Annotated in this window: 9 protein-coding genes; all 9 read left to right on the top strand. The window is 52.7% G+C overall.

Annotated elements, in window-relative coordinates; genetic code table 11:
* The first annotated feature begins 379 nt into the window (after positions 1 to 379).
* The gene (locus tag CFF01_RS01975) at positions 380 to 2,650 is read left to right on the top strand and encodes a DUF6701 domain-containing protein (RefSeq protein WP_232479490.1); all 2,271 of its coding nucleotides are present in this window, start codon (positions 380 to 382) and stop codon (positions 2,648 to 2,650) included.
* Between the two features lie 165 nt (positions 2,651 to 2,815).
* Positions 2,816 to 3,865: a rod shape-determining protein gene (locus CFF01_RS01980; protein WP_011864209.1), complete on the top strand. Its 1,050-nt coding sequence runs from the start codon at positions 2,816 to 2,818 to the stop codon at positions 3,863 to 3,865.
* 135 nt (positions 3,866 to 4,000) lie between these two features.
* The gene (gene mreC, locus CFF01_RS01985; RefSeq protein WP_033539057.1) at positions 4,001 to 4,882 is read left to right on the top strand and encodes a rod shape-determining protein MreC; all 882 of its coding nucleotides are present in this window, start codon (positions 4,001 to 4,003) and stop codon (positions 4,880 to 4,882) included.
* Entirely contained in the window at positions 4,879 to 5,367 is a 489-nt protein-coding gene (gene mreD / locus CFF01_RS01990) for a rod shape-determining protein MreD (protein WP_033539056.1), read from the top strand. The genes mreC and mreD overlap by 4 nt, the downstream gene beginning before the upstream one ends.
* A 2-nt stretch (positions 5,368 to 5,369) precedes the next feature.
* The gene (locus CFF01_RS01995; RefSeq protein WP_088905848.1) at positions 5,370 to 5,957 is read left to right on the top strand and encodes a Maf family protein; all 588 of its coding nucleotides are present in this window, start codon (positions 5,370 to 5,372) and stop codon (positions 5,955 to 5,957) included.
* Between the two features lie 99 nt (positions 5,958 to 6,056).
* Positions 6,057 to 7,559, top strand: a complete 1,503-nt coding sequence (rng, locus tag CFF01_RS02000; RefSeq protein ID WP_033539055.1) for a ribonuclease G — start codon at positions 6,057 to 6,059, stop codon at positions 7,557 to 7,559.
* Positions 7,559 to 11,800 (top strand): YhdP family protein, encoded by a 4,242-nt coding sequence (locus CFF01_RS02005; RefSeq protein ID WP_088903683.1) that lies wholly within the window; start codon positions 7,559 to 7,561, stop codon positions 11,798 to 11,800. The genes rng and CFF01_RS02005 overlap by 1 nt, the downstream gene beginning before the upstream one ends.
* Positions 11,724 to 12,578 carry a carbon-nitrogen hydrolase family protein gene (locus tag CFF01_RS02010; RefSeq protein ID WP_088903684.1) on the top strand — a complete coding sequence of 285 codons (855 nt, stop codon included), beginning with the start codon at positions 11,724 to 11,726 and terminating at the stop codon, positions 12,576 to 12,578. Before CFF01_RS02005 ends, CFF01_RS02010 begins: the two co-directional genes overlap by 77 nt.
* Before the next feature lie 31 nt (positions 12,579 to 12,609).
* Positions 12,610 to 14,058: a metalloprotease TldD gene (gene tldD, locus CFF01_RS02015; RefSeq protein WP_088903685.1), complete on the top strand. Its 1,449-nt coding sequence runs from the start codon at positions 12,610 to 12,612 to the stop codon at positions 14,056 to 14,058.
* Positions 14,059 to 14,192: the final 134 nt, after the last annotated feature.

Raw genomic sequence — 14,192 nt, forward strand, 5'->3', positions numbered from 1 at the left:
ATTTGCCGTACCTCGATGTGATGAGATCTTTACCGATCCACCAAGCGGAAATCATAACCCAGGCCTGGTGCCGCCCGACGATATCGGGGCATATCGGGGGAACCTGATCTGTACAACACAAGGGTGGAAAAGGAGTTGCTCATCAAGTGATTCCTTTAGCGCGGGAGATTACAATTTCGGCGAGGGTGATTTTAAACAGGGGAGCTATGTTTTTACCAATAATGCCTCTACTCGGCTTTATTTCAATAACTTATCTATTAATAATTCAGCTATAAATGACTCAGGCAACGCCGAAAATCTGATTATTTATGTCAGAGGTGAGTTAAGGCTATCGGGACATATTTCGATTAACGCGATTGTTTATGTCGCGGGAAGCGTAATGGTAGAGCCCCACACTTTCATTGATGGCGCCTTTGCCTCTGGGGGGAACCTAGGTATACATCAAAACGGTGGCATTGATGTCGATCTCGATGCGGTGGACAACGCCGACTTCGGCGGCATGTGCGAGAACGGGCCTGTCGTTGTTGACCATTACCGCCTTGAGTTCACTTCAGATGCACTAAGCTGCGCGGCCAAAGATATCCTGCTGCGTGCCTGTGTTAATGATGATTGCTCCACTCAGGCAACTATCTCTTCCAGCGTCCAGCTGACAAAGAATGGTGTGAAATATGCCGATGTTGGTTTTACCGGTTCGACTCAGACTCAGATGTCGCACCCTGATGGCGGCAGTGTGCTCCTTGGGCTTGGCACCACGGCGCCTTCCGCGCCCTATCGTTGTTATATCGACGGCGCCTTGGTGGCTAATTCTCAGTGTTTGCTTAACTTTGAAGACACGGGTTTCTATTTCGATGTGCCCGACAGCACAGCCTGTAAGACGGGTAGCAGTTTTAACCTATTCGCGGTGACCAAAGATACCCAGACGCAGCAATGTAAGCCCCTGTTTGCTAATCAGACTAAGACTGTTAACTTCGGATTCGATTATCTGCGCCCGGCCGTGGTCAACAACCCAGCTCAGCTTACCCTGAACAGCCTGTTAACCCCGGCGGATACGGTAGCGATTGAAGGCGGCAGCGTTCAGGCGCTTGAGGTACATTTCAACGCTGATGGTGTGGCGAGCCTGTCGGCCAATTATCCCGAGGCGGGCGTGGTGAAGCTTAGCGCCGAACATAACCACACGGTTTCGCAGCCTACGGGCGGCACTGAGACCCTGATTCTCTCCCACAGCGACAGCTTTACCTCGGCGCCGGCGGGATTTCATTTTGCCAATGTCAGTGCCAATGGGCGCTGTGATGCCAGCGATCCCTATGGCGCAGGCTGTAAGGTACTGGCCGCCGCGGGTAAGCCCTTTAGCATGCAGGTGACCGCGGCCTGTTGGCAGAGCGATGATGACAAAGACTTCAGTGACAACAGTGCACTGCAAAATTTCGTGCATGGTGGCCTGTCTGTGGTGTCACAGGTAGTGCAGCCTGATGCCGGGGTCAATGGCGTGTTAGGCCGTGATAGTCTGGCGTTTTCGCTATCATCTGGCGCCAGTGCTCAGATCATCGATGATCAAAGCTGGAGTGAGGTAGGTACAATGCAGGTGGCGCTTGGAGCGGATGTCAGCTTTGAGGGCGTAACCATTTCTGCCAGCCAGTCCAGCAGTGATGTATTTGGCCGCTTCACGCCTGCTTATTTGGATGTGACGGCTAATAGCCCTGAGGCACTCGCAAGTTGCGGCGCCTTCACCTATCTTGAGCAGCCCTTTGGTTTTACCACAGGTCTGGAGCCGCGTATTCAGGTGGCCGGTTTCAATGCCGACGATAAGGTGACCACCAACTATCAGCTAGGCGATTGGTGGCGCTATAAGCACAGGGATGAGGCTGAGCGCAATCAGTGGGCAGAGCGTAGTTATCAGGACAGCACAGGATTGGCGGCGATTGCCGATAGTCAGGCGCCCGCACTCTCGGGTCAGGTCAATTATCTTAGCTCCCCCAACATCGCCGAGTTGATCGGTGCCGAGCCCAGTTATCAGCGTACCCAAACGCCACTGGCGCCTTTCGATGCCAAGTTTGATCTGGTTTTGTCAGCGCTGGATGTCAGCGATGAAGATGGTATCTGTTATCGAGATAATGCCTCGGCCAGTTGCCAGGAATTTAGTTTCAGTGATATTGGGGACGGTAAAGCCTTTGAACTTCGCTATGGCCGTCTGGTGTTGGAAAACGGCTATGGGCCTCAGTCGGAGAGTCTGCGTCTGCCGCTACGCAGCGAATATGTTTCAAGCGTGACCGCTGGCGTGCCCACCTGGACATTAAACGGCGACGATAGCTGCTCTGTCTTTAATACTCAGACCTCCTTAGATGCTGGCGAGAGTGCAACGACCGGCCTGTACCGCACACTACCCACGGATTTTCCCGATCTACAGGCCTATAGCAACGCCGCTTTGTCATTGCGCAGTGGCGCTCTGATGAATGGTGTGGGCAATCTCTATTTTTCGATCCCTAACCAGGCGGGCGAGGTGCCGCTTAAACTGCATGTTTCGCCATGGCTCAAGGGATATTGGAATTATCCGGGAGACGCCGCGAATACCCTGTTTGATCCCAGAGCAAACGCATATTTTGGTACCTATCGTGGGCACGATAAGATTATCTTTTGGCGTGAAGTGAAATAGTCGGCCTAATAATTGCTGAGCGAGTGTTCACTCAGGCTGACAGGCCCTGTAATGATGAACAGATATTTATCTTGGGATCATCATAATATCCTTGTGGAATCCGGGGGTCATTGATAAAGTTACCTGATTTTTATTTTTCCGACTCCACTGAGACAGGCTGGTTACATGTTCAAGAAGCTGCGTGGCATTTTTTCTAACGATCTATCGATCGATTTGGGTACGGCTAACACCTTAATTTACGTTCGCGAAGAGGGCATAGTGCTAAATGAGCCTTCGGTTGTTGCAATTCGAGGCGAACGGGGCAGCGGCGGGCAAAAATCGGTTGCCGCCGTGGGCACTGAAGCTAAGCAGATGTTGGGTCGTACGCCGGGTAACATCCAGGCAATTCGTCCTATGAAAGATGGCGTGATCGCCGATTTCTATGTGACCGAGAAAATGCTACAGCATTTCATCAAGCAGGTGCACAACAACAGCGTTTTCCGTCCAAGCCCACGCGTATTGGTGTGTGTGCCAGTGGGCGCGACACAGGTTGAGCGCCGTGCAATTCGTGAATCGGCTATGGGTGCCGGTGCTCGCGAAGTGTATCTGATTGAAGAACCTATGGCGGCCGCTATCGGTGCTGGATTGCCTGTATCTGAAGCAACGGGTTCTATGGTGGTCGATATCGGTGGGGGTACCACTGAAGTTGCCATCATCTCGCTAAATGGCGTGGTCTACTCCTCTTCTGTTCGTATCGGTGGTGATAAGTTTGACGATGCCATCATCAACTATGTACGTCGTAACTACGGCAGTTTGATCGGTGAAGCCACGGCAGAGCGCATCAAGCACACCATAGGTACTGCCTATCCTGGTGATGAAGTGCTGGAGATCGAAGTGCGCGGCCGTAACTTGGCCGAAGGGGTACCACGTAGCTTTACCCTGAACAGCAACGAGATCTTAGAAGCACTGCAAGAGCCATTATCTGGCATCGTCAGTGCCGTCATGGTAGCACTGGAGCAGTCTCCGCCAGAATTGGCGTCTGATATCTCTGAGCGCGGCATGGTGCTTACCGGTGGTGGCGCATTGCTGCGTGACCTCGACCGTCTGTTGATGCAAGAGACCGGCATTCCAGTGATGGTTGCCGACGACCCGCTGACTTGTGTGGCTCGTGGTGGCGGAAAGGCACTAGAGATGATCGACATGCATGGTGGCGACCTCTTCTCTGACGAAAACTAATTCGGCCCAAATAAATAGGCAGCAAGACTTTGGTTTGACCCCGGGCGAGACATCGACTTAGATGGTTCGCCGCCCAGATACCGCAAGGTGTTTGTGTAAAAAGCGGGCACCGGGTGTCGCTGCCTTAAGTGTTTTATGAAACCTATTTTTGCCCGCGGTATTTCGAATCAATTCAGGCTCACATTGGCAATTATTTTGTCGGTGATCTTACTGGTGGCCAACGATAGGCTGGAACCAGTGCGTCAATCTATCTCCTCTGTGCTTAGCCCATTGCAATATGTTGCGAATATTCCGGGCGCCGTGCTCGATTGGTCGGCCGAGAGCATCGCCACGCGCAACATGCTGGCCAAGCAAAATAAACAACTGCTTAGACAACAACTCCTGATGAGCGAGCGTCTGCAACGTTTCGAACACCTGAGACAGGAAAACGATCGTCTGCGTGCCTTGCTGGGCTCTCCTGTGCACATGGACTCGAAGAAGGTGGTCGCCGAGGTGATGGAGGTGGCCAGCGATCCTTTTCGTCACTATGTGGTGTTAAACCATGGTGCCCGCAGCGGTGTTTTTGTCGGCCAACCTGTGGTCGATGCCCACGGCGTTGTCGGTCAGGTGGTTGAAATCAGTGAGTTGACCAGCCGTGTGTTGCTGATCTCGGATGTGACCCACGCCATCCCTGTGCGGGTGACCCGTAACGACGTGCGTCTGGTGGCACAGGGAACCGGTGAGCTTGATGAACTCGAGCTACGCCATGTGGCCAAGAGTACCGACCTGAGAGTGGGCGACCTTCTCGTATCGTCCGGTTTAGGCATGCGTTTCCCTGAGGGCTATCCTGTGGCGCGCATCATGAAGGTGGAGCGCGACGACGGTCAGAGTTACGCCACAGTGACGGCGCAGCCATTGGCAGCATTGGATCGAATCCGCTATCTCTTGCTGATCTGGCCCGAAACCAATCAGCAGGAGCAAGCCGAGCCTGTCGAAGCCGAGCCTGATGCCGAGCCGAAAACCGAGGAGACGCCATGAGCATGCATATTCCCCACGGACGTTGGGTAGTCTGGCTGAGTTTCCTACTGGCCATGTTATTTCAGATCATGCCTTTGCCTGGCATCGTAGAGCCGTGGCGCCCGGACTGGTTGCTGCTGGTGATGATCTACTGGGCGATGGCACTGCCGCATCGCTACAACATACTGTCGGCCTGGTTGTTGGGGGTGATGTTGGATATTTTGTTGGGGGCGCACCTTGGCATTAGAGCGCTTTCCATGTCACTGGTGATCTATGTGGTCGTACTGCACTTTCAGCGGATGCGTAATTTCCCCATGTGGCAACAGGCATTAATGGTGGCCAGTTTAGTCTGTTTGCATCATCTGCTGGTGTTCTGGATACAGTTTGTGGTGAACGTGGCTAGCTTCGAGGCTAGTCTATTTCTGCCAGCCCTGTCGAGCTTGGTCATTTGGCCCTGGGTGTTTTGGATATTGCGGCGTATTCGTCGAATTTATAAAGTGAGATAATGATGCAGCTGGTATTAGCCTCTTCTTCGCCCCGTCGTCGTGAACTCTTAGCTCAGGTGGGCTTTGGCGATCCTGAGTTTGGTTTCGAGGTCTTAGCCGCCGATATCGATGAAAGCCATAGGGCAGGAGAAACTGCCGAAGATTTTGTGGTGCGCTTGGCAATTGAGAAAGCCTGTGCAGGCTTGGCGCTTTGGGGAAAGCCAGATGCTGTGGTGCTCGGCTCAGATACCATAGTCGTATTGGATGGTGAAATCTTAGGAAAGCCTAAGGATGAGCTTGATGCCAAGCAGATGCTTAGTGCCTTGTCGGGCCAGTGCCATAGCGTGATGACGGCGGTGGCCGTGACTGATGGTAAGCAAACCCTGTCGCGATTAGTTGAAACTAAAGTGCAATTTTGCGGCCTAACAGAACAAGATATCTTGGCCTATATTGCCACGGGTGAACCCATGGATAAGGCCGGTGCATACGGTATTCAAGGACTAGGCGGTTGTTTTGTCGAGTCTATCGATGGCAGTTATTCAGCGGTGGTCGGCTTGCCTTTAGTGGAGACCCGAAACCTGCTCGACAAGATCAAGGTAGCAGCGATTTAGGCCTGGCTCTGAAGAGTGAGCCGTTTAGGTGTAAGCTATATCTATGATTAACGGTCCGTTTGGGCCGTTAATGCATTAATCCTATTTAAGTGAGTAAGCATGAGTCACATAGTCAAAAACAAAGTACAGAAAAAGATAGGTTCTGAGCTATTGATCAATGTGACGCCGACCGAGGCCCGTGTTGCTCTGGTGGAATACGGTATCTTGCAAGAGGTGCATATCGAGCGGCGCATGAAGCGCGGCCTGGTAGGCAACATCTATAAAGGCAAGGTCAGCCGGGTGTTACCAGGCATGCAGGCTGCCTTTGTCGATATCGGTCTGGATAAGGCGGCGTTTCTGCACGCCTCAGATATTGTGCCTCATACCGAGTGTGTGGCCGATGTCGAGAAGGGCAACTTTGTGGTGCGCGATATCGGTGAGTTAGTGCGTCAAGGCCAGGACATCATGGTGCAGGTGGTCAAAGATCCGCTGGGTACTAAGGGTGCGCGTCTTACCACAGATATTACCCTGCCTTCTCGTTATCTGGTGTTTATGCCAGGCTCCAGCCATGTCGGCGTGTCGCAGCGCATCGAATCTGAAGAGGTACGTGCGCGGCTTAAGGGACTGACCGAACCTTTTGTCGACGAAGATGGTGGCTTTATTATTCGCACTGCCGCCGAAAATGCTGGCGAGCAGGAACTGGTACAGGATGCGGCTTTCCTTCGCCGAGTTTGGGCTAAGGTGTGTGAACGCCGTAAGCGCCCAGGCGTCTCGCTGTTATATCAAGACCTTGCCCTGCCGGTACGTATAGTGCGTGACTTTGTCGGTACAGAGCTGGACCAAATTCAGGTGGATTCGGGGCAAACCTATGAGGAGCTACTGCAGTTCACTCAAGAGTTTATGCCCGAGATCGCCGATAAGATAGAACACTATTCGGGCCGAGTGCCCATCTTCGATCTCTATGATGTGGAGAACGAGGTGCAGCGCGCCTTGGGACGTAAGGTAGAACTTAAATCTGGCGGCTACCTCATCATAGATCAGACCGAAGCCATGACCACGGTCGATATCAATACCGGTGCCTTTGTTGGTCACCGTAACTTAGAAGAGACCATCTTCAACACTAACCTGGAGGCGACCCACGCCATCGCCCGTCAGTTGCGCCTGCGTAACCTAGGCGGGATCATCATTATCGACTTTATCGATATGCTGAATGAAGATCATAAGAAGCGTGTGCTGAGCACCTTAGAGGCTGCGCTGGCCAACGACAGGGTGAAAACCAATGTCAGTGGTTTCTCCGGCTTGGGGCTGGTTGAGATGACACGTAAGCGCACCCGCGAAAGTCTCGAGCATGTGCTGTGCGGCGAATGCCCCGCGTGTTTGGGGACGGGCACCTTGAAGACGGTCGAGACAGTCTCCTATGAGATCTTCCGCGAGATCATCCGCCTCAATCGAGGTTATGATGCCGATGAGTTTTTGGTTTACTGCGCGCCGGCTGTATATAACAGCCTGACCGGAGAAGAGAGTCATCTGGTAGCGGAACTGGGTGCCTATATTGGCAAGCGTGTACGTCTGCAGAACGAGCCTATGTATGCACAAAATAAATTTGATGTGGTGATAATGTAGTGTCACGCCCATTTTGCCCTCGCACCTTTGGCCGTCTCTGCTGGCAGACGATCGCCATCATAGTGGTGATCTTTGCCCTGAGCGTGAGTCTGTTTAGGGGACTGCTGCCCAAGCTAGACCAAGTACGCCAGGAATTGGTTAACTATATCTACCAAGAATATCAGGTGAAGGTTGAGGTGGGTGAACTCACCGCCGAGTGGCAGGCATTTGGCCCTGCGGTGACGGTCAAAAATCTGGTATTACCCGTGCAGGAAAACCTGCCGGTCACCTTCATTATAGACAATGTTCATCTTAAGTTGGATTTTTGGGACACCTTAGTGTCTGTCTCGCCGCAGATTGAAAATGTGATTTTCGAAGGGGTTAAGGTCGCCCTGGATATGGATCGCATTCATCGCCAGGAGCAGACCAGCGATGCGCCCGTTGTGGAGCAAAACACCGACTGGATCTACTCCCTGCTACTGGAGCAGTTTGAGCGCTTTGCTATCACAGATGTGACCATGCAACTGATCAGCAAGCATCACAAGTTCCGTCCTATTCATATCAAGAATCTGCGTTGGTATAACCTTAATGACAGTCACCGCGCCGAGGGGGCCTTGTATCTTGATGAAGATGCCTCGGAGGTTGAGCGCCTGTTATTGGGGGTCGATATTCGCGGCGATGGATACAGCCCTGAGTCTTTGACCGGCCAGTTCTATCTGTCGGCAAACGCCCTGGATCTCGGGAAGTGGGCCTCACGGCAGGAAAATCCTTATGATTCGAGCAAGAAACTCCCCCTAGAAGGCGTGGTTAACTTGCAGGCGTGGGCTGAATTTAGCCATCGGCAGTTCAATGCAGCCACAGTGGCCTTTAAGCCCAGTTGGTTGCAATGGCAGCTTAATGGCGAGCAGCAAAAATTTGAGATCCAGGGAGGACAGTTTAATTGGGCTCCTCAGGCATCGGGCTGGCAAGTCAGTAGTTCAAACCTTGCCTTTGTCACTAATGAGCAGAGCTGGCCTGAGCTGGATATTGGAGCCCTGAGTCGTGATGGTCGGCTAAGCGCCTATATCAATCAGCTCGATGTGCAGATGTTACCTCCGCTATTGCCACTCGTGCCAGCCATGGAATTAAACGCTCTTAATCACTGGCAGACGATGCAGCCCAAGGGAAATATCAAGCAACTTAAGTTTGGTTATAACACACAGGAAGGCTTTGCCCTGTCGGCTCAGTTAGCGCAGGTCTCCTGGCAAGGGGTTAAAGCGATTCCAGGATCTGAGCCTATCGATCTGACTCTCGGCATACAGGGCGATAACCTCTATCTGTCTGCACCAGAGCAACAATATTTATTGGATTTCAACGGAGGTTTCGAGGAGCCTTTGTCGCTGGCGGGGGACGCTTTTACGGTCAAATATGCCCTAAGCCAAGCCGCCCTCTTTGCACCTAAGCTGCATTTTTACAATGATGATTTAGATCTGGATGCTGCCATGCAGTTCAGCTTTGCCGATGAGGCAAGTTTGAACCTGCTGGCCGATGTGCAGATTAAAGATGCCGCCAGAGCCAGATATTATTTTCCCAAGCGTGGCATGAGCGCCTCGCTCATTGCCTATCTTAGTGGCGCCCTTAAGGCCGGACAGAGCCAGAATGCCAAGGTGGTATGGAATGGCCCCTTGAGTCATTTCCCTTATGACGACAACACAGGTGTATTTCAGGCCGGTTTCACTTTAGAACAGGCGCGCTATGAGTTTCAGCCGACTTGGCCTGAGGTGACTCAGCTTAGTCTTGATGCCCTGTTTGAAAATGCCGCCATGGATATCTGGGTCAACAAGGGGATGTTAATGGACGTCCCGGCCGATGGCGCTCATGTGGCGATTCCACGCATGAATCATCAGAGCCTGCTGACGGTTAAGGCGGATCTTCGTACTCAAGGCGAAGCCGCCAAGCAGGTGTTGCTGCGCTCGCCGCTGGCTAAAACGGTGGGAGCCACCCTTAAAGTGGTACAGGTGCAGGGCGAGGTCTCGGGTAAACTGGATCTCACGATCCCTTTGTATCAAGGGGGGAAGGAGCAGATTCTCGGTCAGGTGACATTTGACGATACCCCTGTGTATATCAGTGAGCCGGGTGTGCAGCTCGCGGGTGTTAGTGGTGAGGTTTATTTTGCCAATGAGGTTGTGACGGGTGAGGGGATCAAGGCCCAATTATTTGAACAGCCGGTGACTTTTACCTTTGATACCGGTAGGAGCAATAAGCATTATGGCCTTAACCTGGATATGCAGGGGCTGTGGGATCTGCAACAGTTGCCCGATGCCCTCAATAATCCACTAAGCGATTATTACCAAGGACAATTGGACTGGCAGGGAGCGATGACGCTGATCTTTGATGAGCTGGGTTACCGTATTCAGGCACAAGTAAAGAGCGACATGCAGGGCGTGGAGCTTAGCCTGCCGGGTAAGTTTGCTAAGGCCGCCGACAGTAAGAGGGCGCTTTCCTTCGAGCTGATTGGTGACAACAAGCAGGCTTCTTTAGGGGCAAAGCTTGGCGATCAGATGGAGTTTTGGGGGGGATTCGATGAGCAGTCCGGGGATCACCTGGCTCATTTCGATCTACTGCTGGGACGCCTGTTTAAGCCGGGCGATCAGCTAAAGCGTCAGGCAGGACATCTGCAACTGGATATGCCTAATACCGAGTTTGGGCCTTGGTTGCCGATCATCAAGGGTTTTATGGGTAAGCAGCAGCTCGAGTCATCATTGGATCTGGCCATGCGTCAGGTGCTAGCTGAGCAGTCATCTGAGACGCCCATGATAGACACAGTTGCCGAAGTTGAATCGAATGGCTTCTTCCCGCCGCTGATCTCGGTAGAGGGACAGATACAGCAGCTCAATCTTTATGGTCAACCACTTAGCGAGCTGAACCTGGAGGCTTATCCCACAGAACATGGTTGGCGGTTTGAGGGGAATGCCCAGGAGTTTAGCGGTCGGGTGGACTTTTACCCAGATTGGTCGACACAAGGGCTTAAGCTGGTGGCCAGCCGCTTTAATTTGACGCCCCTGAGTGAGACACCGGATGCCGAAGCGGTTAGCAATCATGAGGTGCTCAATCATCTGCCCCCCTTGGCGGTGGATGTTGATCAGTTTAGTGCCTATGGTAAGTCGCTTGGGCATCTAGTGTTGCAGGCAACGCCAAACAATGGCGATTATCAGATCCAGACGCTGACCCTCACCACGCCTGGGATCACACTTAAAGGCAAGGGAGCCTGGTCGAACAGCGAAGGGCAGAATTTGACCGAGTTACAATTCGATCTTAATGCCAAGCAGTTTGACGAGGTGTCAGAGCGTTTAGGGATAGACCCTGGCCTCAAGGAAGCGCCGCTGGATCTGCAGGCCCAGCTTGCTTGGCATGGTGCCCCATATGCATTCTCGCTCGAAACCTTAAATGGCCAGATAAACTATAAGTTGGGCAAAGGCCATCTGTCTGAGGTGAGCGATAAGGGCGCGCGTATCTTCTCTCTGTTCAGTCTGGATTCCTTGCTGCGTAAGTTGTCGCTGGATTTCTCGGATGTGTTTGGTAAGGGGCTTTACTTCAACTCCTTTACAGGTACCTTGAAACTGGACAACGGCGTAGTGAAAACTACAGATTCTGAAATGGACGCCGTGGCTGGCAATATGAAGGTGCGGGGCTATACCGACCTCACCACAGAAAGCCTTAACTATGACATACGCTTCGTGCCCCAACTTGCTTCTAGCGTGCCGACAGTAGTGCTACTCAGCACAGGTGGTTGGACGCTCGGCTTAGGCGCCTTTGCCTTAACCAAGGTGTTAGAGCCGGTGATCGAAGTGATCTCTGAAATCCGTTTCAGGCTGACAGGTACCATGTCAGAGCCTAAGCTTGAAGAATTGGAGCGTAAGAGCAAGGAGATAGAGATCCCTGAGTCTGTCTTGCCACGTCAACCGGCGCAGCCAGAGCTACAACCAGAGTCACAACCAGAGTTACAACCAGACTCACAGCCTGAGCCTGAGTTAAAGTCAGAGCCTATTGAGCAGGTGATGCCTTCAGGCGTTGAGATCCCCAAGCCTGCTGTTGAAGCTATGCCAGACTTTAAGGAAAACCGTCCTCAGCAGGAAATGCCCAAGTCGCAGGAAATGCCAAGTAAGCCAGAGTCACAAGACAAGCCAGTGCAGAAGGAGTCGGTCGATGCAGGTCAGCTTATTACAATGTCAGAGTGGTCGCGATGTCGAGGAGAACCTCAGCTTTATTCGCGAGCAGCTTGACGCATTAACTATAGGGGAGGCGCCACATCTGGTGGTGTTGCCCGAGTGCTGTTTACTGTTTGGCGGCCACGAGAGCCAGCAGTTGGCCCATGCCGGTGATGATGCAGCGAGTGAGTTGAAACAGGCGCTGGCCGCGATGGCGAAGCAATATGGCATCTATTTAGTGGCCGGAACCATTCCCATCTTAGCCGATGACGGACGAGTCTATAGCCGTAGTTACCTGTTTAACGACAAAGGGGAGACTCTGGGCCATTATGACAAGTTGCATCTGTTTGATGTTGACGTCGATGATGGCACTAAATCCTACCGAGAAAGTGATACCTTTTGTCCCGGTGAAAACATAACCGTGGTCGATACGCCTTTCGGTAAGGTCGGGATGGCGATATGCTATGACATTCGATTTGCCGATCTGTTTCGTGCCATGCGGCTGCAAGGTGCAGAGATCATCGTTCTACCGGCGGCCTTTACACGAGTGACCGGACGCGTCCACTGGTTACCCTTGCTGCAGGCGAGAGCGATTGAAACTCAATGTTTTGTATTGGCCGCTGCCCAGTGGGGCGAGCATAATCAAGGGCGGCGTGAGACCTGGGGACATTCTTGTGTCATCGACCCTTGGGGCGAACTGGTCGCGGTAAAACCTGAGGGATGTGGCTGGTTGTCGACAGAGATAAGCTTAGACGCTATCGAAAAGATCCGCCGTAACATACCTGTGGTTGAACATAATCGTTTTGCAGCGCCGACATTGCAAGCGGCCCGCCAGAAAGAGACTATAAAATAGCGCCATGTAGCGCTTCAAAGAGAGAGAATTAATGCCATTTTTAACCCAAGTAGAACAGAGCCTTTTGCAAGATGGATTGTCGCTGGATCAGTTGCAAGGCTATATCAATAGCATTCATCAGCATCAGGTGGATTTTTCCGATCTCTATTTTCAGGGAAGCCGTCATGAGTCTTGGGTGTTAGAAGATGGCATAGTTAAAGAGGGCAGCTTTCATATCGAGCGCGGTGTGGGCGTGCGTGCGATCAGTGGCGAGAAGACAGGTTTTGCCTATGCCGATGAGATCACGCCAGTGGCGCTGAGCGCAGCAGTCGAAGCGGCTCGCGGCATCTCCATGGCGGGTAATAGTGGCCGTGTTCAGGCCTGGAAGCAACAAAAGGCGACGCCTTTGTATCAGAGTGCCGATCCCATTGCCGCCATGGAAGAGGTCAAGAAGATCGAGCTGCTTAAGCAGGCCGATGCCTATGTGCGTAGCTTAGATACACGCATCATCCAGGTGGTGATCAGCTTATCAGGCGTACATGAGGAAATTTTAGTGGCGGCGAGCGACGGTACGCTGGCAGCCGATATTCGTCCGCTCGTGCGTTTTAATTGTAGCGTAGTGCTAGAGCAAGATGGCAAGCGTGAGCGCGGCGCCAGCGGCGGCGGTGGCCGTCATGATTATCAAGTCTTTTTCGAGTCGGGCGACGATGGTTTGCCAAGCTGTTTTGCCTTTGCCCGCGAAGCGGTGCGCCAAGCTTCTGTTAACCTGACGGCTATCGATGCACCAGCAGGTGAGATGCCAGTCGTATTAGGTGCAGGCTGGCCAGGTGTCTTATTGCATGAGGCCGTGGGCCATGGCCTGGAAGGTGACTTTAACCGTAAGGGCAGCAGTGCCTTTAGCGGTCTTGTCGGACAGCAAGTCGCCTCTAGTTTGGTCACCGTTGTCGATGACGGTACCCTGGTTAATCGCCGCGGTTCGCTGAGCATAGACGACGAAGGCGTGCTAACACAAAAGACGGTATTGATCGAAAACGGCATCTTGAAAGGCTATATGCAAGATAAGCTCAACGGCCGTCTCATGGGTCAGGCATCTACGGGTAATGGTCGCCGTGAGTCTTATGCGCACCTGCCGATGCCACGCATGACCAATACTTATATGGAAGCGGGCGACAGCTCACCTGAAGATATCATCAAGTCGGTGGATAAGGGGATCTACGCCCCTAACTTTGGCGGTGGGCAGGTGGATATCACCTCTGGCAAGTTTGTCTTCTCGGCATCAGAAGCCTATCTTATCGAGAAGGGCGAGATCACCCAGGCGATCAAGGGAGCGACCCTGATCGGTAACGGCCCTGAGGCCATGGGGCAGATCTCTATGGTGGGTAACGACTTGGCGCTCGATAAGGGCGTTGGTGTCTGTGGCAAAGATGGGCAAAGTGTGCCCGTAGGAGTGGGTCAGCCGAGCCTGAAGCTCGACAGGCTGACAGTGGGGGGAACGGCCTAGCAAGTGGCTGCGGCGTGTCTGCTGAGACGCCGCGATTGATGAGGGTTTTTGCCCTTAATTGCCAGGTCATCTTTTCAACACTCCCTTAGGGTGTTAACATTCGCCAAGGAAATAGAGTAATAACTCTAGAGGTA

Source organism: Shewanella marisflavi (assembly GCF_002215585.1).
In the GTDB taxonomy this organism is placed as follows: Bacteria; Pseudomonadota; Gammaproteobacteria; order Enterobacterales; family Shewanellaceae; genus Shewanella; species Shewanella marisflavi.

What these genes read in the sequence shown, in the direction of transcription:
- CFF01_RS01975 (WP_232479490.1), top strand. Translation starts at nt 380, where the DNA reads ATGGTAGAGCCCCACACTTTCATTGATGGCGCCTTTGCCTCTGGGGGG.
- CFF01_RS01980 (WP_011864209.1), top strand. Translation starts at nt 2,816, where the DNA reads ATGTTCAAGAAGCTGCGTGGCATTTTTTCTAACGATCTATCGATCGAT.
- mreC (WP_033539057.1), top strand. Translation starts at nt 4,001, where the DNA reads ATGAAACCTATTTTTGCCCGCGGTATTTCGAATCAATTCAGGCTCACA.
- CFF01_RS01995 (WP_088905848.1), top strand. Translation starts at nt 5,370, where the DNA reads ATGCAGCTGGTATTAGCCTCTTCTTCGCCCCGTCGTCGTGAACTCTTA.
- rng (WP_033539055.1), top strand. Translation starts at nt 6,057, where the DNA reads ATGAGTCACATAGTCAAAAACAAAGTACAGAAAAAGATAGGTTCTGAG.
- tldD (WP_088903685.1), top strand. Translation starts at nt 12,610, where the DNA reads ATGCCATTTTTAACCCAAGTAGAACAGAGCCTTTTGCAAGATGGATTG.
- CFF01_RS02010 (WP_088903684.1), top strand. Translation starts at nt 11,724, where the DNA reads ATGCAGGTCAGCTTATTACAATGTCAGAGTGGTCGCGATGTCGAGGAG.
- mreD (WP_033539056.1), top strand. Translation starts at nt 4,879, where the DNA reads ATGAGCATGCATATTCCCCACGGACGTTGGGTAGTCTGGCTGAGTTTC.